Annotated in this window: 17 protein-coding genes; 5 read left to right on the forward strand and 12 right to left on the reverse strand. The window is 63.0% G+C overall.

Features of this window, described 5'->3' with window-relative positions:
- Window positions 1-2: 2 nt before the first annotated feature.
- From FG13_RS08190 to tssK, 12 genes are all read right to left on the reverse strand, one after another.
- Entirely contained in the window at window positions 3-563 is a 561-nt protein-coding gene (locus FG13_RS08190; RefSeq protein WP_235211696.1) for a HupE/UreJ family protein, read from the reverse strand.
- Window positions 560-1,198: an urease accessory protein UreG gene (gene ureG, locus FG13_RS08195; protein ID WP_035819975.1), complete on the reverse strand. Its 639-nt coding sequence runs from the start codon at window positions 1,196-1,198 to the stop codon at window positions 560-562. The genes FG13_RS08190 and ureG overlap by 4 nt, the downstream gene beginning before the upstream one ends.
- Window positions 1,199-1,220: 22 nt before the next feature.
- On the reverse strand, window positions 1,221-1,901 hold the full coding sequence (locus FG13_RS08200; RefSeq protein WP_035827641.1) for an urease accessory protein UreF: 681 nt from the start codon (window positions 1,899-1,901) through the stop codon (window positions 1,221-1,223).
- Window positions 1,901-2,425, reverse strand: a complete 525-nt coding sequence (gene ureE / locus FG13_RS08205) for an urease accessory protein UreE (RefSeq protein WP_035819976.1) — start codon at window positions 2,423-2,425, stop codon at window positions 1,901-1,903. The genes FG13_RS08200 and ureE overlap by 1 nt, the downstream gene beginning before the upstream one ends.
- Before the next feature lie 13 nt (window positions 2,426-2,438).
- On the reverse strand, window positions 2,439-4,139 hold the full coding sequence (ureC, locus tag FG13_RS08210; RefSeq protein ID WP_035819978.1) for an urease subunit alpha: 1,701 nt from the start codon (window positions 4,137-4,139) through the stop codon (window positions 2,439-2,441).
- 1 nt (window position 4,140) lies between these two features.
- Window positions 4,141-4,470: an urease subunit beta gene (locus FG13_RS08215; protein ID WP_035819980.1), complete on the reverse strand. Its 330-nt coding sequence runs from the start codon at window positions 4,468-4,470 to the stop codon at window positions 4,141-4,143.
- A 21-nt stretch (window positions 4,471-4,491) separates the two neighbouring features.
- Window positions 4,492-4,794 carry an urease subunit gamma gene (locus FG13_RS08220; protein WP_034751936.1) on the reverse strand — a complete coding sequence of 101 codons (303 nt, stop codon included), beginning with the start codon at window positions 4,792-4,794 and terminating at the stop codon, window positions 4,492-4,494.
- Window positions 4,795-4,819: 25 nt separating this feature from the next.
- The gene (locus tag FG13_RS08225) at window positions 4,820-5,686 is read right to left on the reverse strand and encodes an urease accessory protein UreD (RefSeq protein WP_035827644.1); all 867 of its coding nucleotides are present in this window, start codon (window positions 5,684-5,686) and stop codon (window positions 4,820-4,822) included.
- A 137-nt stretch (window positions 5,687-5,823) separates the two neighbouring features.
- Window positions 5,824-8,028: a two-component system response regulator gene (locus FG13_RS08230; protein ID WP_035819982.1), complete on the reverse strand. Its 2,205-nt coding sequence runs from the start codon at window positions 8,026-8,028 to the stop codon at window positions 5,824-5,826.
- A 175-nt stretch (window positions 8,029-8,203) separates the two neighbouring features.
- Window positions 8,204-10,369, reverse strand: a complete 2,166-nt coding sequence (locus tag FG13_RS08235) for a sensor histidine kinase (RefSeq protein WP_035819984.1) — start codon at window positions 10,367-10,369, stop codon at window positions 8,204-8,206.
- A complete protein-coding gene (locus FG13_RS28860) occupies window positions 10,366-13,443 on the reverse strand; it encodes a sensor histidine kinase (protein WP_081922485.1) in 3,078 nt (1,025 codons plus the stop codon). Before FG13_RS28860 ends, FG13_RS08235 begins: the two co-directional genes overlap by 4 nt.
- Before the next feature lie 158 nt (window positions 13,444-13,601).
- A complete protein-coding gene (tssK, locus tag FG13_RS08245) occupies window positions 13,602-15,179 on the reverse strand; it encodes a type VI secretion system baseplate subunit TssK (protein ID WP_327062288.1) in 1,578 nt (525 codons plus the stop codon).
- On the opposite strand from tssK, the gene tssF reads away from it, so the two are divergent.
- From tssF to FG13_RS08270, 5 genes are read left to right on the forward strand one after another with little or no spacing between them, the layout of a single operon-like run.
- On the forward strand, window positions 15,126-16,931 hold the full coding sequence (tssF, locus tag FG13_RS08250) for a type VI secretion system baseplate subunit TssF (protein WP_035819986.1): 1,806 nt from the start codon (window positions 15,126-15,128) through the stop codon (window positions 16,929-16,931). The genes tssK and tssF overlap by 54 nt on opposite strands.
- 8 nt (window positions 16,932-16,939) lie before the next feature.
- Window positions 16,940-17,920, forward strand: a complete 981-nt coding sequence (gene tssG, locus FG13_RS08255) for a type VI secretion system baseplate subunit TssG (RefSeq protein ID WP_051958763.1) — start codon at window positions 16,940-16,942, stop codon at window positions 17,918-17,920.
- Window positions 17,917-18,204, forward strand: a complete 288-nt coding sequence (locus FG13_RS08260) for a PAAR domain-containing protein (protein WP_402718702.1) — start codon at window positions 17,917-17,919, stop codon at window positions 18,202-18,204. Before tssG ends, FG13_RS08260 begins: the two co-directional genes overlap by 4 nt.
- Window positions 18,205-18,216: 12 nt before the next feature.
- The gene (locus FG13_RS08265) at window positions 18,217-20,811 is read left to right on the forward strand and encodes a type VI secretion system Vgr family protein (RefSeq protein ID WP_035819994.1); all 2,595 of its coding nucleotides are present in this window, start codon (window positions 18,217-18,219) and stop codon (window positions 20,809-20,811) included.
- Window positions 20,808-22,661: an esterase/lipase family protein gene (locus FG13_RS08270; RefSeq protein WP_035819996.1), complete on the forward strand. Its 1,854-nt coding sequence runs from the start codon at window positions 20,808-20,810 to the stop codon at window positions 22,659-22,661. The genes FG13_RS08265 and FG13_RS08270 overlap by 4 nt, the downstream gene beginning before the upstream one ends.
- Window positions 22,662-22,664: the final 3 nt, after the last annotated feature.

The following is a 22,664-nucleotide window of genomic DNA, read 5'->3' on the forward strand; positions in this document are numbered from 1 at the left end:
GATTAAGCAAGTCCCATCAACACCACGCCGGCGGCCGTCAAGGCCACGCCGGCCACGCGCAGCATGCGCTCGGCCAGTACCTGGCCGGTGAACCGTCCCGCGACCAGCAGAATAGCCGAAGCCAGCATGAAGCCGCAGGCGGCCGAGGCGGCCGGCAATTCCTGGCCATGCGCATTGCCATGTGCCAAGGCGAACAGGCCCACCAGTCCCATGCCGAGCCAGTTCGGCAAGGCCAGCGCCAGCGCGATGGCCAGTCCCACCAGCGCCACCGTGGCGGCGATGCCCGTTTCCAGCCCGGGCACCGTCAATCCGACCATGCCGGCCAGCGCGCCAAGCAGCATCATGCCGAGAAACGTGGCGCTCTGGCCCAGACTGCGACGCTGCTGGCCGCCCCAGATGCCCACGCCCAGCATGGCCAGCAAATGGTCGATGCCCGTAAACGGATGGGCGAAACCGGCCAGGAAGCCCACGCTCTCGCCATGACCGGGGTGGGCCATGGCCGGCAAAGCCAGCAGGCACAGGGCAGCCACGGCGGCCGTTTTTGTCATCAGTCTTGCAGTCATTGCAGCTCCTTGCCTGGTTGATCGAGCAAACCTTGCTCACGGATAAAATCGATGACGACCTGCACGCCGTCGCCGCTGCGCAGGTTGGTAAATACGAACGGGCGTTCGCCGCGCATGCGCTTGGCGTCCTGCGCCATGATGTCCAGGTTGGCGCCCACGTATGGCGCCAGGTCCGTCTTGTTAATGATCAACAAGTCGGAGCGCGTGATGCCGGGCCCGCCCTTGCGCGGGATTTTTTCGCCACCGGCCACGTCAATCACGTAAATCGTCAGGTCCGACAATTCCGGGCTGAAGGTGGCGGCCAGATTGTCCCCGCCGGATTCGACCAGGATCAAATCGAGATTCGGAAAATCTGCCTGCATGCGCGCGATCGCTTCCAGGTTGATGGACGCGTCTTCGCGGATGGCCGTGTGCGGGCAGCCGCCCGTCTCCACGCCCATCAGGCGCTCGGCCGGCAAGGCATTCGCGCGCAGCAGGATTTCCATGTCTTCCTTGGTGTAGATGTCATTCGTGATGACGGCCATGTCGTAGCGCTCGCGCATGCCCTTGCACAGCATTTCGCACAGGGCAGTCTTGCCCGATCCGACGGGGCCGCCGATACCCACGCGCAGGGGATTGGAGGTAATCGATGTCATTTTTTGCTCTCTCATAAAATTTTCAGGAACGGTACAGCCGGCTGTACTGCACTTCGTGCCGCATCGACAGCAGCGACAGGCCGGGCGCCCAGTTGCCCATCTCGTCGTCTGGTAAGGTTTGCGCCGTCAGCGCCGCCGCCTCCAGATCCGGACGCAGCGACAGCAGCAAACGCTGACCCGCCACCTGTCCCAGCGGCACGGATTTCACGCAGACGAGCACCTGGTTTTCCGCCCAGGCGAACAGCATGGCCAGCAGCGCCTCTTCGCGGGGAATGGCCAGCGCCGCCACGGCGCAGGCATACGCGGTGGGCAGGGCCACTTCGGGCTGACCCTGCAACATGTCGATCAGCACGCCATCGGCCACGCCCAGCTCGGCCAGCAATTTGGTCAATGAATATCCCATCTGGATGGTCTCGGCGCGAAATTCCGCCGTGTCGCGCGAAGCGATGAAGCGCTCGCTCCAGCGCTGCACGGCGCACAAATCCTGTTCTTCAAACGCTTGCATCAAGCGCCAGCACAGCGGTGCTTCCCAGCGCGCCACCACCTGGGCCAGATGCTCGGCGATCCACGCGCGCGCCGTGGCCGCGTCGTGCACCAGGCCGGATTCGAGCGCCGCTTCCAGCCCCTGCGAATAACTGTAGGCGCCGATCGGCAGGGCCGGGCTGGCGAACTGCAGCAGGTGCAGCAGGGCCGACGCCTGCATCATGCAGCGCCTGGCACATCGCCGGGACGGTGGATTTTCTGCCGCAGCGGCACGGGCGCCAGCAAGTGCTGGCCGTGGCCGTCGTGGTGGCCATGGCCGCCGCCATACGCGCCCGCCTCCGGTTCGAACGGCGCGCTTTCTTCCGTCACGCTCGCCTGCAAGCCTTCCAGCATCTCCTTCAGTACCACGTCCTTGCGGATGCGCAAAAAGCCATCGCCCACCTGCGCCTGCGTGTGGCGGTTCCCCAAGTGAAAAGCGCAGCGTAGCAGGGTATGCGCGTCCTCGCAGCGCACCAGATAGGTCGGTTCGCGCGCGGCGACGATCCGCACCACCTGGCCATCAGGCCCCGTCATGCGCTCGCCGTCGCGCAGCACCGTGCCGCGCACGGTGAATACGGCCACGTCGTCGCCATTCGACAGTACGGCGCGCAGCCGGCATTTTTCGCGCTGGTCGTAAGGCAGCACGAGTTGCGCGAAGGGCGCGCGGTCATCGTCCGCTCCCAGTTTGGTATGCAAAGTCAGCATGCTTGTCTCCCGCTTAAAATAGAAAATAGCGCTGCGCCATCGGCAGCACGGCGGCCGCTTCGCACACGAGCAGCTGGCCGTCGGCGCGCACGGCGTAGGTTTCCGGGTCCACTTCCATGTGCGGCGTGGCGCTGTTGTGGATCATGTCCGCCTTGCGCAAGCCGCGCATGTTCTTCACGGCGATGACGGATTTATTCAGTTTCAGCTGATGCCCGATATCGAGGTCGTAGGCCGCCTGCGAGACAAACGTAAACGACTTTTTCAGGCCGCCGCCGAAGGCGCCGAACATCATGCGGTAGTGCACGGGCTGCGGCGTGGGAATCGACGCGTTCGGGTCGCCCATCTGCGCGGCCGCGATCATGCCGCCCTTTAAAATCATCGACGGCTTGACGCCGAAAAAGGCCGGCTTCCACAGCACGATGTCGGCGATCTTGCCCGCCTCGATGGACCCGACCACGTGCGAAATGCCATGCGTGATGGCCGAGTTGATCGTGTACTTGGCGATGTAGCGCTTGGCGCGGAAATTGTCGCTGCGCGCCGTGTCGGGCGCCAGCGGTCCCCGCTGCACCTTCATCTTGTGCGCCGTCTGCCAGGTGCGCATGATCACTTCGCCGACTCTGCCCATCGCTTGCGAGTCGGACGACATCATCGAGATGGCGCCGATGTCGTGCAAAATATCTTCCGCGGCGATGGTTTCGCGGCGGATGCGCGACTCGGCAAACGCCACGTCTTCGGCAATCGCCGGGTCCAGGTGGTGGCACACCATCAGCATGTCCAGGTGTTCGTCGAGCGTGTTGACGGTGAATGGGCGCGTGGGATTGGTCGACGAAGGCAGCACGTTGGCCTGGCCCACGGCGGCGATGATGTCGGGCGCATGGCCGCCGCCCGCCCCTTCCGTGTGAAACGTGTGGATGGTGCGGTCCTTGAACGCGGCCAGGGTGTGCTCAAGGAAGCCGCCCTCGTTGAGGGTATCGCTGTGCAGCGCCACCTGGATATCCATGCGGTCGGCCACCGACAGGCAATTGTCGATGGCGGCCGGTGTGCTGCCCCAGTCTTCGTGCAGTTTCAGGCCGATGGCACCCGCGCGCACCTGTTCTTCCAGCGGCAGCGGCAGGCTGACGTTACCCTTGCCCATGAAACCCAGGTTCATCGGAAAGGCGTCGGCCGCCGCCAGCATGGCGTGCAAGTGCCACGGTCCCGGCGTGCAGGTGGTGGCGGCCGTGCCCACGGCCGGTCCCGTGCCGCCGCCCAGCATGGTGGTCACGCCGCTCATCAGGGCTTCCTCGATCTGCTGCGGGCAAATGAAGTGAATGTGGGTGTCTACGCCGCCGGCCGTGACGATCAGGCCTTCGCCGGCGATGATTTCCGTGGCGCCGCCGATGGCCAGGGTCACGCCGGGCTGGATATCCGGATTGCCCGCCTTGCCGATGCCGAAGATCAGGCCGTTTTTCAGACCGATGTCGGCTTTGACGATGCCCCAGTGGTCGAGGATGACGGCATTCGTGATGACGGTGTCCATCACTTCGGCCGCGCAACGCTGCGACTGGCCCATGCCGTCGCGGATCACCTTGCCGCCGCCGAATTTCACCTCTTCGCCGTAGATCGCATAGTCATGCTCGATCTCGATGAACAGTTCCGTGTCGGCCAGGCGGATGCGGTCGCCCCTGGTGGGGCCGAACATCTCGGCATATGCGCTGCGGGGAATGCTGGCCATCTCAATCCTTTCCCGGTGGTGTGTCTTGCAGTTCGCCCATCACTGCGCCATTGAAGCCGTAGACCTTGCGCTCGCCCGCCAGCGCCACCAGTTCCACGGTGCGCTGCTGGCCCGGCTCGAAGCGCACGGCGGTGCCGGCCGTGATATTGAGGCGCATGCCGTAGGCGCGCCAGCGCTCGAAGGCCAGCGCCGGGTTGACTTCAAAAAAGTGGAAGTGCGAGCCGACCTGGATCGGCCGGTCGCCCCGGTTGGCCACCACCACGGTGGCCGTGGCGCGCCCGGCATTCAAGCTGATTTCGCCTTCTTCCAATTGGTATTCGCCTGGGGTCATGAGGGACTCCTTCTCAAAAGACTACGGTATCGGGTGGTGCACGGTCACCAGCTTGCTGCCATCGGGGAAGGTCGCTTCCACCTGAATGTCGGGGATCATCTCGGCGATGCCGTCCATGACGTCGGCGCGCGACAGAATTTTTGTCCCGTCCGACATCAGCTGCGCCACCGACTTGCCATCGCGCGCGCCTTCCATGATGGCGGCGCTGATCAGGGCCACCGCTTCCGGATAGTTCAATTTCAAGCCGCGCGCCAGGCGCCGTTCGGCCAGCAATGCAGCCGTAAAAATGAGCAGCTTGTCTTTTTCGCGGGGAGTCAGGTCCATGTTTTTCCTTGTGCTTCTTTCCTGTTCAAGTGTTCCAGATGCGGGGCACGACGGCGTCGCGTCCCAGCATGGCGGGGCGCAGCAGCTGCCAGGCGGCCAGCATGACGCGGCGTGCCGCCTCGCTGTCGCCGCACAGCAGGCGCACCACCACCAGCGATTTCATGTGCGTGGCGCCAAACGCGGCGCCGGCCGGCACGGCGATCTCGCGCACGGCCGCCAGCACGGCGGCAGAAACGGGCGTGCCGATGGCGATCAGGGTGGCGCACACGGTGTGTCCCCCCAGGCCCAGCGGGCTGGCCATCAGCGCGCCGCCGGCCGCCAGCACGCCCTGCTCCCACCACAGCAGCTTGCCGCCGCGGCGGATCCGCACCTGCTGATCGATGCTGCCCGTGTTGAAAACTTCGCCCGAGGCGCTGCGGCCCAGGCAGACGATGTCGCAGCCGATGTAGCGGGCGTCGGGTGCCAGTTCCACTTCGTGGCGCAGGCGCACGCAGGCCTGGTCGAAGAAGATGCTTTCCTGCGGCAGCCACTCGATGGCCGCGCCGCTGCCGGCGCGCAGCACGATGTGCTGGCCCGAGACATGGCCGTTCGCGCGGTACCACTTGGCGGCGCCCGGCGACGTGAGCAAGGCGCGCGCGCCCTCGCCCACCGTGGCGTCGACGGCCAGCTGGTCGCCGCCCACGACGCCGCCCGGTGGATGAATGATGATGGCGTGGCAGACGGCGTCGCCTTCCGGGTACAGGGGCTTTTGCACGCGCAGGGGGCCGCTGTGCGTGCGCTCGACGAGGCGGCTGACGCCATCGTGCAGCGCAAAGCCCAGGCGCAAATGCGCCTGCCAGGCGCCGTGGGCGCTGGCTGGTAAAGGCGTGACGGAACGGGTGCTGTCTGGCATGCGGGGCAATCGCGTAAATAAGCGATTACCTAAGCAGGATATATGCCAGCGTCAAGGGAAGGAAAAGTGAGAATCGTGCACCGCGCTGCAGCGGATGCACCGGCATGGTGCATCGGCCGCACCGCAGTGCCTGTCTCTTACGCCACGGCCAGCGTACGCCGTTCACGCAGCAAGGCCGTGAAGGCTTCGGCGGCCAGGGGCCGGCTGAAATAATAGCCCTGCATTTCGTCGCAGCCGTGTTCCGTCAGGAAGTCGACCTGTTCGCGCGTTTCCACGCCTTCGGCGATGACGCGCATGTCGAGGTTGTGCGCCAGCGAGATAACGGAGCGGGCGATGGCCGCGTCGCTGCTGCTGGTGGTGACGTCGTCGACGAAGGATTTGTCGATCTTCAGCACGTCGATGGGGAAACGCTTCAGGTAGCCCAGGCTGGAATAGCCGGTGCCGAAGTCGTCGAGCGAAATGCCCACGCCGATATCCTTCAGGCGCGTGAGGGCCGCCACGGCCTTGTCCGGATCGCCCATCACCGTGCTTTCCGTGATTTCGATGCCGAGGCAGGCGGGCGCGATGGCGTATTTGCGCAAGACCGCCTCGACGAACGGCACCGTGCGGTCCTGCGCGAACTGTTTGCCGGACAGGTTGACGGCCACCTTGATGCTGCCCAGGCCCGCGTCGTGCCAGGCGCGGATCTGCGCGCAGACGCTTTCGAGCACCCATTCGCCGATGGCCGTGATCAAGCCGTATTCCTCGGCCAGCGCGATGAACAGGCCTGGCGGCACCTTGCCCAGCACCGGATTATCCCAGCGCAGCAAGGCTTCCGCGCCCAGCAAGGCGCCCGTGCGCAAGCACATCTGCGGCTGGTAATGCACTGCGAATTCGTCGCGGCAGATGGCGCCGCGCAGCTGCTGCTGCATCGCCAGGCGGGCGCGGATATCGCTGCCCATGCGTTCCGTGAAGAAGGCGTAATGGTCGCGTCCCATTTCCTTGGCCCGCACCAGGGCCGTGTCGGCGTGGCGCAGCACGTCGTCGAGGCTGTCGCCGTCGGCCGGGCACATGGCGATGCCGATGCTGGTCGTCAGGGCCAGGCGCTCGCCATCGACATTGAGCTCTTCGCGCAAGCCGGCCAGGATGGTTTGCGCCAGCGCCAAGGTGCGGCCCAGCAGGGCATCGTCCTGCAGCAGGATCTGGAACTCGTCGCCGCCCTGGCGCACCACGGTGTCGCCCTCGCGCACGCAGCCGGAGAGGAAACGCGCCACCACTTGCAGCGCCTTGTCGCCCACGGCCTGGCCGTGCGAATCGTTGATGTTCTTGAAGCGGTCCAGGTCCAGGCACATCAGCACCACTTGCTGGCCGTCGCGCACGGCGTTGGCGCGCGCCTGTTCGAAACGCTCGCGCAGCAACACGCGGTTCGGCAAGCCCGTCAGCGCGTCGTGGTAGGACAGGAAATCGATCAGGTGCTGCTCGGCCTTGCGCTCGCTGATGTCGAGGAAGACGCCCACGTAGTTGACGACGGCGCCGTCCGGGCCATGCACGGTAGACACGCTGAGCAGACAGGGGTAGGTGTCGCCGCTCTTGCGCCGCGTCTGCACCTCGCCCGACCAGCAGCCGCTGCTGCGCAAGCCCTGGCGCAGGGCCAGCAGCACCGCTTCGCCCGTGTATTCGGCGTGCAGGCGCATGATGTCCGTGCCCACCACTTCCTGCGCCGCGTAGCCGGTGATGCGGGTAAAAGCGGGATTGGCGGTGACGATGACGCCAGCCGCATCGGTGATCAAAATGGCGTCCTGGGTCGCTTCGAAGACCTGGCCGGACAGGCGCAGCAATTCTTCATTGGCGCGGCGGATCTGCACTTCGCGCGCCAGGGTGCTGGCCACCTGCTCCAGTTCCGCCGTGCGTTCGGCCACTCGCCGCTCCAGGTTGGCGCGCTCCTGCGCCAGCTGCAGCTGCGCCCGCGCCAGGCGCACGTGCGCATCGGTACGGGCCAGGATTTCCTCGGCCTGGAAGGGCTTGGCGATGAAATCGACGGCGCCCAGCGCAAAGCCGCGCACCTTGTCGTCCGTATCGTACTGGGCCGACAGGAAGATCACCGGCACCTGGCGCAGGGACGGTATCTCCTTCAGACGGCGACAGACTTCAAAACCGTCGAGACCGGGCATGCGCACGTCGAGCAGGATCAGCTCGGGCGGACGCGCCTGGGCCGTCCACAGGGCCAGTTCACCGTTCGGCGCCTGGCGCACGGCATAACCGGCGCCGCCCAGCAAGTCGCTCAACAGCTTCAGCGAAGCCGGCGTATCTTCAACGATCAGTACTTCGCCCTTCGAATTCACTTCCGAAAAATCGCGGTGCATGTAGCAGTTCTCTCAGCTTTGGATGAGGCGCGGCGGTCGGTTGCCACGCTGGACAAGACATTTCTTTTGCGATGAACTACGTACTATCATCATAATCTTTATTGCAATTTAGCACCATCCATCCACGGCACTTAGTCCGTCTTTTCAGCGAATCCGATGTTGTCAGCCCACACTTTCAAGTATGCGCCAGCGCGCCCTCGCTCTCCAGCAAGACGCACAGCTGACGGTACTGGTGCTGGTCTAGCATGGCCTGCAGCGGCACCAGCAACGGCGCCGCTGCCGCCGGCAGGGCCGCCAGCAGCTGCGCCACCCTGGCCAGGTTCAATTCGCGCAGCGCCACCAGCAAGGCGGCGCGCTCTTCTCCCGTCAGCAGCAGCAAGTCTTGCGCCTGCAGTGCCGGCAGCACTGCCGCCTGCGCCGGCATGGCCGGCGGCGCGGGAGCCTGCAGTGGCGCCTGCGCCGCCTGCGCGGGTATGCTGAAACGGAAGGTGGCGCCCTGCCCCGGCGTCGATTCGACCGTCAGTTCGCCTTTCATCAACTGCACGAACTCGCGCGAAATGGCCAGACCCAGGCCCGTGCCATCCTTCGGTCCCGCGCTGTCGGCCTGCACGAAGGGCTCAAAAATGCGCTGCTGGTCTTCCGGCGCAATGCCGATGCCCGTATCGCTGACGGCGAACGACAGCATCCATAGCCCGCCATCGCGCCGCTCGCCGCGCACGCACAGGGTGACCTCGCCGCCGCCGGCGAACTTGACGGCATTCGACATCAGATTCAGCAGTACCTGGCGCAGGCGCGTCGCGTCGAGCAGCACCGCCGCCGGCAGGTCCGCACAATCGAGGCGCAGGGCCAGCCCCTGCTGCTCGGCGCGCATGCCCAGCATGTCCATCACCTCCTGCAACAGGGGCGCCAGCGCCACCACGGCCGTCTGCGCCTGCAGGTGCCCCGCCTCGCCCTTCGACAGTTCGAGGATTTCATTGATCAGGGTGAGCAAATGATTGCCGGAGCGGTGGATGATGGCCAGGTTGCGCTTTTCATCGTCCTGCATGTTGGGCGAGGCGGCCATCAGGCGCGAAAAACCGATCACGGAATTCAAGGGCGTGCGCAGTTCATGGCTCATGTTCGCCAGGAAGGTGCTCTTGGCGCGGTTCGCGGCCTGCGCCTGGCTGACGGCCACCGACAGGGCGCTCGTGCGCTCGGCCACCAGTTCTTCCAGGTGGTGGCGGTGGCGCAGCAGTTCCAGTTCGGCCTCGCGGTGCGCCGTGATGTCGTAGTTCGAGCCCACCAGGCGCATCGGCAAGCCGCGCCCATCGCGGAAGATCACGGCATCGGCCTTGATGTAGCGGATGGCGCCATCGGGCCACAGGATGCGGTACTCGTGCGTGAAGGCCTGGCCGGCGCCCAGCGCGGCGCGCAGGGCCTCCTTGGCCGCCGGCACGTCGTCCGGCACCAGCGCCGCGCGCCAGATCGCCGCCGGCGACATGCTGCTGGCCGCATCGGCCTTGAACTGCGCGTACATCTGTTCATCCCATTGCAATGCGTCGCTGCTGACGCTCCAGTCCCAGATGCCGATGCTGGCCGCGCCCGTCGCCATCTGCACGCGCTCCTCGCTGCGCTGCAGGGCGCGGTAGCGGCTGTCGAGCAGCGCCACCATGTCGCGGATGGAGCGGTACAAGGTGCGCAGTTCGCCCAGGAACCACGCTTTCGGCTGCGTGCCGAATGCTTCTCCCTGCCCCGCCTCGACACCGGCCGCATACTGGCCGATGGCCTTCAACGGCTTGAGCATCAGGCACCACATGAGCAGCCAGATGCTGGCCACCAGGATGACGTCAAGCGCCACGATCATGGCGCCGATGCCCAGCGCGCGCTGCCGCAGCTGCGCGTGCAGCAGGGCCGGCGTGGCATACACGGCCACGCTGCCGATGACTTGTCCGCCCATCGTCACGGGGCGCCGCTGCACCAGCCAGCCCGGCTCCGCGACAAGCGAGGAAAAGCTCTCGATGGCGCCGGCCGCCGTGCGGCGCAGGACCAGCGCTTCCTTGCCGATGCCCGGCGTGAGGGAACTGGCCACCAGGTCGCGCTTGCCCAGCATGCTGCGCATGATGGCCTGCATCTGCTTTTCATCGAGATTCCACAAGGGCAGTTCGATGGCCACGGCCAGCTGGTCCGCGCTCACGGCCAGACTGCGATGCAGCTGCTGCCAGCGCTGCTCGCGTTCGGACTGGTAAAACAGCACGGCAAACACCAGCAGCAGCGCGGTGACGACGCAGGTCAGCGCCACGCTGACGGCCAGCACGATGGACACGCTGCCCAGGCGCGCGCCTTTGGGTGCGTGAAAAGTCATGCGTCTTCGCCCTGCGGTTCGCTGGCCAGCTGCGTCAGCAAGGCGCACAGCGGCTGGTACTGGTGCTGTTCCAGCATGGCGGCGACGTGCGCGGACAGCTGCGGCAGGCCCGTCGCCACGCCGGCCAGCACGATGGCGCTGCGCCGCAAATCGAGGGCTTGCACGGATTCGAGCAGCGCCTGCCGCTCGGCTGCACCCAGCTGGCCCAGCGCCTGCTGCAAATCAAAGGCCGGCGCCGGTACGCGCGGCGGCGCGCCGGCGGTGCGCTGAAAGCGCACACCCAGTTGCTGCTCCAGCATGGCGAACAGGTGTTCCTGCTCGATCGGCTTGCGCAGGAAGCCGTCGGCGCCGGCCGCCAGCGCCTCCTGCTTTTCTTCTTCGAAGGCGGAAGCGGTCATGATCACCAGGCGCGGCTGCACCAGCGCCGGCTGCGCGCGCAGCCAGCGCGTCAGCGCCAGTCCATCCATGTCGGGCATGCGCCAGTCGCTCAGCACGATGTCGTAGCGCTGCGCCGCCAGCATGGCTTGCGCCTGCACGCCGCCCGCCGCTTCGCGCAGCTGGAAGCCCAGCGGCGCCAGCAAGCCGGCCAGCAGCTTGCGGCAGTTGTCATCATCATCGACCAGCAGCACCATGCGCCCGCGCTGGCCCGGCGGCAGGCGCGCCACGCGGCCCGGCGCCAGAGGCGCGGCGGCAGGGCATTGCACGCAGGGCGCGCGCAAGTCGAAGTGGAACACGGAGCCGGCCCCCAGGGTCGATTCGACGCGCAGTTCGCCGCCCATCAGGCGCACGAATTCGCGCGAAATGGTCAGCCCCAGTCCCGTGCCGGCTTGCGCCACGGCGCTGTCGGCCTGCACGAACGGTTCAAAGATGCGTTCCAGATCCGCTTGCGCAATGCCGCTGCCCGTATCGCGCACGGCAAACGCCAGCGCCACCTGCCCGCCTTCTGCCATCTGGCACGCCAGCGACAGGGTCACGCTGCCCTGCTCGATGAACTTGAGCGCGTTCGACAGCAAATTGAGCAGCACCTGGCGCAGCTTGGCGCCGTCGAGGCGCACCAGCGGCGGCACGCCGGAACGTTCGATCTGCAGCGCGATGCCCTGGTCGCTCGATCGCATGCGCACCATCTCGAGCACCTCGTCGAGCAAGCCATTCAAGTCCACGGGTCCCGTTTGCAGCTGCATGCGGCCCGCTTCGATTTTCGACAATTCAAGGATGTCGTTGATCAAGGTGAGCAAATGGTGGCCGGCGCGGTTGATGATGGCCAGGTTATGCTTTTCTTCCTCGAACATGCTGCTCGAATCGGCCATCATCTGCGAAAAACCGATCACGGAATTCAAGGGCGTGCGCAGTTCGTGGCTCATGTTGGCCAGGAAGACGCTTTTCGCGCGATTCGCCGATTCGGCCTCGGTGACGGCCACCGACAGGGCCGCCGTGCGCTGCTGCACCAGTTCTTCCAGGTGGTCGCGGTAGCCGAGCAATTCCTGCTCGCTGTGCTTGCGCTCGGAAATGTCGACGATGCCGCTGCGCACCAGGCGCCGCCCTTCCATCGGCAAGCGCACCAGCCGCACTTCGCAGGGGAAGATGCTGCCGTCGGCGCGCCGCACATTGCGTTCAACGAGGATCGGTTCACCGAGCATGACGCGGCGCAGGTGCTCTTCCATCATCAGTCCCAGCGGCAGGCCATCGGGCTGCTCGCCCGTGTACAGGTCGAACGGCCCACGCGCCAGCAGCGCTTCGCGCGACATGCCCAGCATGCGCTGCGCGCTGCTGTTGGCATCGATGAAGCGGTCCAGGTCCAGGTCATACACGACGATGGCTTCCGGCGCATGTTCGACGAGAATGCGGAAGCGCTGCTCGCTTTCGCGCGCGTCGCTCTCGGCGCGGCGCAGACGGCGGCGCTGCAGCAGCAGGGCGCTCAGCATGCACGCCATGGCGAGAAACACGGCGCCAACCGAGAGCACGGCGACGCGGTGTTCGTGCCACAGCTGCGGCGGGCGGTTGAAGAACAGGGTGTGCGGCGGCAGCCGGCTGAAGTCCGCATCCCAGCGCTGCAGCTGTGCCCAGTCATACATGGGCACCGGACGGACGGGCGGCAGCAAGGCGCCCGGCGCGGCAGGCGCCTTGCCGGCCAACACGGCCAGCGACATCTGCGCCACCTGCTGCGCGGCGCCTTCGATGTGCAGGATGGAGCCGCCGATGATGCCTTTTCCCACGTTCGTGTTGTACATGCCGAAGGCGGGCACATTCGCCAGCCGCGCCAGTTCGCCGGCAAACTGCACCGGCGTGGCGATGGCGCCGTCCACGTCGCGGTTGACGTTGCCGGTCACTAGCAGCGTATCGGCGGGCAGGTGCGCCACGGCCACGCGCATCTGCTCCAGGGTCAGGTCATCGAGATAGCGCATGGCCACCTTGCCCTGCCACGCCTGCGCCGCCTGCTGCATGCCGCGCTTCAAGGCCTGGTCGGCCTCGCTGGCGCCGACGGCCATGACGATGGTTTTCGTTTCCGGGAACAGCGCCATCGCTTGCGCCAGGGTACCGGGAAAATCGACGTTCGCCTTTTGCTGCCAGATGGCCAGCGGGCTGCCGGCCGGCAAAGCCTTGCCAGAGGTGTTAATCGCCAGCACGGGCACGCCGCGCGCCAGCGGCGCCAGGTCGGACAGCAAAAAATCGAGCGCCGGCTGCTGCATGGCGATGATCAGGTCGGCCTTGCGCCCCATCATCTGTGTGTATCTTAAAAGCAACAAATCCCGCATCTCGTTGCGCAGCGCCGGGTCGCCCTGGGTATTGAGGTTCAGGTGCTCGACCATGATGTCTTCGCTGGCCAGGCCTGCGGCGGCCATGGCGGCCACATAGGTGCGCGTGTACGATTCCACGCCGGCGCGGCCGTAATCGTAAGCGTTGAGAAACAGCACGCGCTGCCCCTGGTGCGGCGCCGCAGCGATCGTGGCCGTGGCCGGCGTCGCAGCCGGCACGGCGGCAGGGGCCGCGGCAACACACAACGCCAGCAGCAATGCGCGGCCGCAGCGGCGCACCGCTGCCCTGCCCATCCCGCCGCCAGGCACATCACGCATCATTCGCCATGCCCATGCTCACTCTCGCTGTCACCATGTTTCAACCAGGCGCCGACTGCTCAGCCACCGACACTTACAAAAACATGATAACGTCAACTGCAGGGGCAAGTCTATTGCTTAGGGCAATCTTTTGACAAGAAACCCGCTCGCAACACCCACCATCATTGCGCGGCGGCGCCACTGATACCGAACAGTTCCAGCTTCAGCCCTTTTATCCCGGATGGCACATAAATCGCAATCGCCTGAGCCTTGATCATGCTGTCATAAATACTGCCTTTGTTGTCGATCGAAAAGTAATACGTATTGGGCCGCACCGGCACTTCTGAAGGAACCTGGGCCATATGGCGCAACTCGGCCCCCGGAAGTGCCCGGCCAAGCAATAGTTCGATATTGTCCGGAGAGGATATTTTGAACTGCAACGGTACCGTGGCAACCAGTTCCAGCGCCGGCATATCGGCGTTTACAGCAAGACAGAGTTCGGTCTGGCGGTCAATCCGCTTGGCATCGAGCAAGCCGTGATAGTGGGTGTTCTGTTGCGTGTCGTTGGACAATGCAATCGGGAAGTAACGCGACAGGAGCACCGTATCGATCAGGTCGCGGATGATGCCATCGAGCTTGCCAAAACCGGGAGCCGCGTCGTCGTGACAATACGCCGGCAAGTCGCTCAATGTGTATTTTTTCGAAAACGTCATCAAGCCGCCGGCCAACGCCATCAGTTTTTCAAACAAATATACGGGGTGGTGGCGCCGGTAACTGGCGCAATGACTGAGCGTGGCGCTGGCCGTGCTCAAGGTGTTGAGCATCCAGAACGAGGAGACATCCCCGCCATGAAATTCCACCGTATTTTTGCCGGGCTGACGGTGGCGGCTGTATAGCGCCTCGATTTTCGCGCCCATGCGGTCGATCAGCGACTCGAGCATTTTCTGCAGCGAAGGCTCGGCGCTGACGCTCAGGCCCGGCGCAATGAAGGAGGCATCGATTTCAAAGCCGCCATTGCCGGCGCGGTACAAACGGATCACCGGAATGGCAAGGTAATCGTTCAGGGGATCCAGTTGCGACAGCAGATACACGCGTTTCTTCAGGTAAGCCACGTCGATGCTGACTGCCTCGCTGTACAGATCCGGGGTTTCGATATCCGCCTGGACATAGCGCGCGCCGGCAGCGCTCACATTGCCGCCGTGTGCCTGCAGCGCGGGCAGCGCGGCATAAAACGTAAAACTATGTTCGCTGGAAGGCAGCTTGGACAGGTCAACCGCACCGGGCAAGACATCGCCAAGCGGCGCGTCAAACAGTTCGCCATCCTGAAAGACGAGCGACATGGCGTCCGCCCGCAGGCTATTGTTGGCCAGTGCATCCGCATTCCAGCTGACGCCATGCACGCCCCATAAATGTGGATTGATGAGTGAGGCCAGACGTTGCAGGCGCGCTTCATGGTAGCGGTCCAGTTGCTGGAATTGCTGGGGGCCAATGGCCAGCCCCTCGGACCACAGTAATTTGGATGGCAATGTCATGGCGTTCTCCATATTGACCGTTGGAATCATGCTGCTTTGCCAGTCTGATGTTGCCAGCTTGAAAGTCCTTGATGTTGCGCAGCAACCCTGCTCAATTATTGCGCAAACGCAATTTACCTTGGAGCAAACGCTCGGATACTGGCCATTCCGCGTGAAGACACAGGAAAGATCGAGATGGAGGACTTGCTGCCGTATTTCGAACGCGAGCTGGTGATGCTGCGGCGACATTGCCGTGAGTTTGCCGAACGCTATCCGAGAATCGCCGGCAAATTGCACATGTCCGGCGAGTCTTGCGAAGATCCGCACGTCGAACACTTGATCGAATCGGTGGCCATGCTGGCGGCACGCATCTCGAAACGGCTCGATGACGACTATCCGCAATTTACCGAAGCCTTGTTCGAAGCCCTGTTCCCGCATTATCTGCGTCCCTTTCCATCGTGCACCATCGTGCACCAGTGCGCCCCGGCCGCTGGAACGGGTGTAGCGCAACTGCCGGCCGGCAGCGAAATGGACGCCACGCCTGTGCGCGGCGTGCGCTGCCGCTTCAAGACGGTCTACGCCATGACGACAGGCGCATCGGTACTGGAAAGCACGGTTTTCGATGCGATGATCAAGCCGCCGCCAGGCGTGCGCCTGCCCGTATCAGCCAGTTCCTCGCTGAACATCGGCATCCGGCATCTTGACGCGGCGCCCGCGTCACTGCGCGTTTTCATCGATGGCGAAGCTTCTTTTTCCGCCGCCTTGCGCGATGCCTTGTTCCTGCATGCAGTCTGCGCTTTTGTGTCCATCGACGCGGTGCAATGGATGGCTTTACCCGCCGTGCCGTTGACGCCCGTCGGCTTCGCCGACACGGATGCCTTGATACCTTTCGGTGCCCGCTCGCAGCCGGCCTACCGCATCCTGAGCGAATATTTTGCGTATCCGGAAAAATTCAATTTCTTCGACATCGATATCGCGGCGCTGAGTGCGGCCCTGCCGCCTGGTTGCCAGCGCTTTACCCTGCATCTGTGCATGGCCGGTTTGCGCCCCGATTGCGCTGCGGCGCGCATGCTGTCGAGCATTTCCAGCGACAACTTGAGGCTGGGCTGCAGTCCTGCCGTCAATCTCTTCCGCCAGGAAGGCGTGCCGATCGCCGTCACCCAGCAGAAAACCGACTACTCCGTGCTGGCCCATGCGACCCATGCCCATGGCTACGAAGTCGTCACTGTCGATGCGGTGCGTTTGCTGCGCCAACGGGGAGGCGAAAGCACGCTGACCGAATTTCGCCCACTGTACAGCCTGCGCCATGGCGAAGGGACGGCGCAACAAGGACACTACTGGGTCGTGCGCCACGACATGGCTTTGGCCATCAACAGTCCTGGCCACGAAAAGAAAATCACGCTGGTCGACAGCGACTTCAATCCCTTGATCAACGAAAAAGCCAGCTTGTCGCTGTCGCTGACGTGCAGCAACCGCGACCTTCCGCTGTCGCTCAAATACGGCCAGCCGCAAGGAGACTTGCAACCGTGCGGCGGCGGACCCGCACTGCACATGCTGCGACGCCCCAGCCAGCCGCGACGCTTTTCACAGGGCGCGGGCCTGCACTGGCGCCTGATTTCGCACCTGACGCTGAATCATCACGCGCTGGTCCAGGATGGTCTGCCGGCGCTGCGCGAAATGCTGACGCTGTATGACCAGTCTCAATCGGCAAGCTCGCAACGCCAGATCGGCGGCATCGTCGCGCTGGCGCATTCGCCGACCACGACATGGCTGCGGCACAAGCGCGGCACCTCGCTGGCGCATGGCGTGGAAGTGCGCATCACGCTGGACGAGGAGGCGTTCGTCGGCACCAGCATGCACCTGTTTGTGCAGGTGATCGATCACTTCCTTGGGCTGTATGTGCAAATCAACAGTTTCATCGAACTGGTGGTGCTGTCAGGGCAAAGCGGAGAGGAGCTGATCCGATGCAAACCAAGAAGCGGCCTGCAGAATCTGGTGTAATACATCACTTGCTGACCGAGCCCTACCGCTACCAGTTCGTGCAGGCGGTGCGCATTCTGCTGTGCTGGCTACGTAGTCAGAACGTGTCCCATGCGCAAGCCTTCGGCCAGGTGTTGCGCTTCAAGAACAGCTTGTCGCTGAGTTTTCCCGCCAGTGAAATCGAACAGCTCTCGCTCGACGAGAATGAACAGCTGATCCTGATACCGACGTTCATGCGTTTTCTGGGCGTCGGCGGCACCTTGCCCTTGCACCACTCGGAGCGCATCGCCGCCTACCGCTTGTCGAGCAAAGACGCTGGCGTCTCGGCCTTCCTCGATATCTTTTCGCACCGCATGCTCACGCTGTATTACCAGGCGTGGGAAAAGTATCGGCTGGAATCCACGCTGCAGACCCAGGCCACAGATGTACAACTGCCTTTGCTGACGGCACTGGCCGGCGTGCGGCGCGCTGCGCTGCCGCCGGGCGGCGAAGCTGATGCCGTGACGCAGGACGTCGCGGCCTGGTACGCGGGTCTGCTGCGCTGCCGCCCCGTCTCCGCGCAAGCGATTGGACCCGTGCTGGCCGAATACTGCGGCGTCCCCGTCACCGTGCAGCAATTTGTCGGTGGCTGGGACTATCTGGAAAGAAACCGCCGCAGCCTGCTCGGCAGCGTCAACTTTACCCTGGCGCGCGGCGCAACGCTTGGCCTGCGGCTGTGGCGCCAGGACATGCGCGTCTGCCTGCATATCGGCCCGCTCGATCCCGCTGGCCTGCAACGCTTCCTGCCGCGCAGTGCAGGCGCGGCGGCGCTGGCAAAGATGCTGGCGCTGTTTGGCGTACCGGACTTGCAATATGAAGTGCGGCTGATACTGAGTCCGCCATGTATTACCCCCCTGCTCCTGAGCGCCAACCCGTCAGAAAGACGGCGCCTGGGCTGGACGACGTTCTTGCAGACAGCACAAAACAAGGTCCGCGGCGCGGAAGTGCGTTATCTGCTGCAGCTGGCTTGAGCAGTTCATCCCTGGAAAGCGAGGCAAGCATGAAACATGCGGGACGCGGCGTCATCCGGCTCGGAGACGCAACCGATCACGGCGGCAAGGTCACCAGCGCATCGTCCGGTACTACCGTGATGGGGAAGACGGCGGCGCTGGCCGATGACACCACGTTCTGCCCAAAGTGCAAGGGCAGCTTTGCCATCACGCCCGATGGCGCCGGCGCAAAACACATGGGCAAGCCCTACGCCTATGACGGCGATGCCACCGCCTGTGGCGCCCATCTGATCACATCGCTTTAACGGAGGCAGGCCATGCATGCAAGCATCCACGCGGCACTGTCGGCTTTCGACCTCGCCGCGCAAGAACGGCGCCTGCTGAAAATCGACTTCCCCCATGCAGATGGACCGGATGGCGCCATCCTGCTGGTCAATTCGCTGAGCGGTACGGAAGAGGTGTCGCGCGACTTCCGTTTCGAGGCCGAACTGCTGTCCGATGATGCGCACATCGCGCTCAAGGCCATGCTGGGCCGCATGGCGACCATTTCCATGGTGCGCGACGATGGCACGCTGCGCTACTTTAATGGCTATGTGGGCGAGTTTTGCCTGCTGCGCGCCGACGGCGGCTTTGCGTGGTACCGCATGGTGCTGCAACCATGGCTGGCCTTCGCCCGGCTGCGCCAGGACAATGTGTCCTTTCATGGCCAAAGCGTGATGCAGCTGACCGAAACGACCTTTGCCCACTACGAACAGCGCGACTGGAAAACCAGCATCCACGGCGACGACCCGCAAATCACCTGCGCCAATCAGCACAATGAAACCGACTACAACCACCTGCACCGGCGCTGGGAGGCGCTGGGCTGGCATTACTGGTACGAACACCGCGCCGATGGCCATACGCTTTGGCTCGCAGACAACAGCACCCTGGCTGACATGATCGCCACGGCGGCCGGCGACGGCGCCATGCGCTTCCACTCCGAATCGGGCTCCATGGAAGACGATGGCTTGCAACAGTGGCAAGCCGTGCGCCGGATCGGCTCCGGGCAAATGACACTGGCCAGTTTCGACTATAAAAATCCCCAGCCACGCCTTGCCAGCGGCTACTCCCTGAATCGCCAGGGTGATGTATTTGCCCACGAACTGTACGAAAACACGGGCGCCTATGGTTATAAGAATGTCGATGATGGGGAGTCTCTGGCACAGCGCCGCATGGAAGAAAGCGACCATTTGCGCCAGTATTTCGAGGCGGCAGGCAATCACCGTGGCGCGCAGCCCGGCCTTTGTTTCCGGCTCGATGGCCATTTCAGTGCCGAGGAAAAACGCTATCAGCCGGGCCAGGAGCGCCCGGACAGCATCGCCGAACGCGAATACCTGATTTTGTCAGCCGAGCATAGCGCCAGCAATAATTATCAGATTGGCCCCAGCGCGCCTTCGCACTATGCGAACAAACTGGTGTGCGTGCGCCGGGACATCCGCTGGCGCCCGGGACGCGGCTATAACAGCACGCCGTGCGTGGTTGCGGGTGTGCAGACGGCGCTGGTGGTCGGGCCGGCCGGGGAGGAAATCCATACCGATGCGCTGGGACGCATCCGCCTGCAATTTCACTGGGACCGCCTGGGTGAATTCGATGAGCGCAGCTCGCCATGGATACGAGTCATGATGCCGATGGCGGGTCCGCAAATGGGACAGATCGCCTTGCCGCGCGTGGGCCAGGAAGTCGTCGTGCAATTCCAGGACGGCAATATCGACCATCCCATCGTCATCGGCGTGGTCTACAACAGCGCCAATCCGCCGCCGTGGCAGCTGCCGCAGCAGCGCGCCCTGTCCGGCTTGCGCAGCCGCGAACTGGGCGCGCGCAGCGCCAACCATCTGGTGCTCGACGATACCAAGGGCGCGATCCAGGCGCAGCTGCGCAGCGAGCACCAGGATAGCCGGCTTTCATTGGGCAGCATCACCCGCATCGACGACAACGCCGGCCGCAAGGAAGCGCGCGGCGTCGGTTTTGAATTGGCCAGCAGCGCCTGGGGCGCCTTGCGCGCAGCCAAAGGCATGCTGATCACCACAGAAACATCAACAGGAACGGGATCAGTCAAACAGCTCGACGAAACACAGGCCCGCCTGGCGCAGGCACGCCAGCTGCAGCAAGGCTTGGCCGGCATGGCCGTCGACGCGGGTGCGCAAGACAGCGCAGCACAGCAAGGCGCCGTGGCCGAGTCCATCCAGCGGCAAAACGCCGCCATCAAAGGCGCCGGCGGCGATTTTCCCGAGCTGTCCGAAGCGCATTTGCTGCTGGCCAGTCCGGCCGGCATCGAGCTGAGCACGGCCCAATCCATCCACCTGGCCGCCAGCGAGCATGTGGCGCTCAGCAGCAGCAAGCATATTTCACTCGCCAGCGGCGACAGCATGTTTGCCAGCATCGCCAACACCTTCAGCCTGTTCGTGCACAAGGCCGGCATGAAACTGATCGCCGCCAGCGGCAAGGTGTCCATCCAGGCGCACAGCGACGAGGTGGAAATCCTCGCCCGGAAAGTGCTGTCGCTGATCAGCGAAGCGGACTGGGTCAACATCAAGGGCAAGAAAGGCGTACGCCTGCACGGCGCCAACCACATGCTGGAAATCAGCGACAAGGTGCAATTCTTCACCTCTTCCCCCGTGCTCTTCAACGGCAACCTGGAAACCCTGGCGCCGAAGAGCGTGTCGCAGGAGTTGAATGAACGGCCACACAGCAGTTTTGATCAGGAAGTGTTGCTGGTGAATGCCGACGATACGCCGGCTGTTGGCGTTGCTTTTGAAATCCTGCGCGATGACGGCAACATGGCCGGCAAAAGCGCGGAGGACGGTTCCACGCAACTTCAAAAATCCACCGGCATGGATAGTTACATCATTCGCTATAAGGGAGAACTGCCATGAGCAAATGTGATGACTTGAATAACCGCGGCAATCATCCTGAGAAGTTTGGTCAAGGCGTAGGAGGCTGGGCAGAACTCGCTGTTTCGATGACGGAAACAAAAGATACCGCCCGACATGACGTCACCCTACCGCCAGGAAAGGTAATTCCTGTCATTTTCCTGCCAGGCGTGATGGGTAGCAATCTAAGGATGAGCAAGGTTCGCCAGGAAGAATTGGGCCGTCCGGACAATCGGGCCTGGCGGCCGGACGATATGATGGGTGCGGGAGGCAAGACGGCTGTCCTGACAGGCAACGGCTTGGGTGGCTGGTTCACAAGTGCGTCGCCACGGCAGCGTCAATTGGTGTTTGATCCCAATGAAACCGAAGTCGAGTACTACCATTACACCGAAAGCAACAGTCGTTTTGATCCGGATGGTGCGGAAACCAAGGCTGCAGATGCGCGGCATCAAAATGTGCCCGACAGTTTTACACCCATTCCTCCTTTAATGGGAACCAACAGGATCGCGACAACAACACGTCCGAATCAAGGTAAAGCCTGCTCGTATCAAAGCCCAGCACAAATAGCCCGTTGGCGAGGATGGAGTGAAGTGTTATTTGCTGGTGCGTACGGAACAATGTTGCGGGCAGCCGAATTGCATCTCAATAATATGATTTCCGACGGTAAGCCACATCCTGTCTGGCGTCAAACAAGTGGCCTTGGCGCACTGCTTTTGCAAGATCCAACAAATTTTGGCGCGTCATCTGGTAAAGCCATTACCGTCAGCGATTTAAAGAAAATTTCTCCTTGCTGGTACCCAGTGCATGCGATGGGCTACAACTTTATCAAGAGCAATGGGGTATCCGCCGTCACTATTGCAGAGCGACTGCGCGGCCTGGTCAAAGGCTACCAGGAACGCGGATTCAAATGTAACGAAGTCATCATCGTCACGCATAGCATGGGGGGCTTGCTGGCCCGTGCATTGATACACCCCAGCTATGGGAAGATGCTTGATGATAAAGATGTGAAAATTCTGGGCATTTATCACAATGTGATGCCAACCATTGGTGCCGCGGGGGCATATAAACGCATGCGTTTTGGCTTTCAGGAAAGAGAAGGTTCTATAGCAGAAATAGAAGCCAAAATTCTGGGCATCAACGGTGTACATGCCACCGCCATTCTGGCAAATGCACCAGCGCCACTGGAAATGTTGCCAGGTGCAGCATATGGCCAGAATTGGCTGAAAATTGTAGATACACAGGATAAAGTTTTATGGAGCTGGCCTCGCGATAAGGCAACTGCACTGGAAAGCATTTACCTTCAACCAGCCAATGCGTGGTGGAGGCTAATCAATCCTAAATGGGTAAACCCCGCCGACCTCACTTATGAAAAAGGCGGGGGTATAGAAAGAACAATGGAGAGAATAAAATACGCTTCAAAATTTCTATCGTCCATAGAGAAAAATTTTCACAAAAACACTTATGCAAGCTATTGTGCTTCCCGAAATTTTTTAAGTTACGGCGATGTCGTATTTAAATTAATTGACGGCCTTTACAGCGGCTCTAACGATCCGTGGAATAAATTTGAGCCGCTACCTGAAAAATGGAAATTACTTGAAGATGATAGCAAGGGCCAACTCCTCGTCCAGGCCGGAGGAAAAAACTTAAAATTAAAGCTACAGCCAGCCAGTGCGCGCGGTGATGGGACGGTACCGTCAGACCGTTCTGCACGGCACATCACAGGCACACTTTTCGTACATGGCATGGCGGAAGCGAATGGTTATGACCACCAGAACAGCTATGCCGATACAAATGTAATGGCATCCATGCTGTATTCCATCGTACAAATTGCCAAGACGGCAAAATGGGATTAATCC

The sequence above is a fragment of the Janthinobacterium sp. RA13 genome, assembly GCF_000745325.1.
Lineage (GTDB): Bacteria > Pseudomonadota > Gammaproteobacteria > Burkholderiales > Burkholderiaceae_D > Janthinobacterium > Janthinobacterium rivuli.

Coding starts and splice junctions, on each gene's coding strand:
- FG13_RS08190 (WP_235211696.1), bottom strand. CDS start 563: ATGACTGCAAGACTGATGACAAAAACGGCCGCCGTGGCTGCCCTGTGC.
- ureG (WP_035819975.1), bottom strand. CDS start 1,198: ATGACATCGATTACCTCCAATCCCCTGCGCGTGGGTATCGGCGGCCCC.
- FG13_RS08200 (WP_035827641.1), bottom strand. CDS start 1,901: ATGCAGGCGTCGGCCCTGCTGCACCTGCTGCAGTTCGCCAGCCCGGCC.
- ureE (WP_035819976.1), bottom strand. CDS start 2,425: ATGCTGACTTTGCATACCAAACTGGGAGCGGACGATGACCGCGCGCCC.
- ureC (WP_035819978.1), bottom strand. CDS start 4,139: ATGGCCAGCATTCCCCGCAGCGCATATGCCGAGATGTTCGGCCCCACC.
- FG13_RS08215 (WP_035819980.1), bottom strand. CDS start 4,470: ATGACCCCAGGCGAATACCAATTGGAAGAAGGCGAAATCAGCTTGAAT.
- FG13_RS08220 (WP_034751936.1), bottom strand. CDS start 4,794: ATGGACCTGACTCCCCGCGAAAAAGACAAGCTGCTCATTTTTACGGCT.
- FG13_RS08225 (WP_035827644.1), bottom strand. CDS start 5,686: ATGCCAGACAGCACCCGTTCCGTCACGCCTTTACCAGCCAGCGCCCAC.
- FG13_RS08230 (WP_035819982.1), bottom strand. CDS start 8,028: ATGCACCGCGATTTTTCGGAAGTGAATTCGAAGGGCGAAGTACTGATC.
- FG13_RS08235 (WP_035819984.1), bottom strand. CDS start 10,369: ATGACTTTTCACGCACCCAAAGGCGCGCGCCTGGGCAGCGTGTCCATC.
- FG13_RS28860 (WP_081922485.1), bottom strand. CDS start 13,443: ATGATGCGTGATGTGCCTGGCGGCGGGATGGGCAGGGCAGCGGTGCGC.
- tssF (WP_035819986.1), top strand. CDS start 15,126: ATGGAGGACTTGCTGCCGTATTTCGAACGCGAGCTGGTGATGCTGCGG.
- tssK (WP_327062288.1), bottom strand. CDS start 15,179: ATGTCGCCGCAGCATCACCAGCTCGCGTTCGAAATACGGCAGCAAGTC.
- FG13_RS08265 (WP_035819994.1), top strand. CDS start 18,217: ATGCATGCAAGCATCCACGCGGCACTGTCGGCTTTCGACCTCGCCGCG.
- FG13_RS08270 (WP_035819996.1), top strand. CDS start 20,808: ATGAGCAAATGTGATGACTTGAATAACCGCGGCAATCATCCTGAGAAG.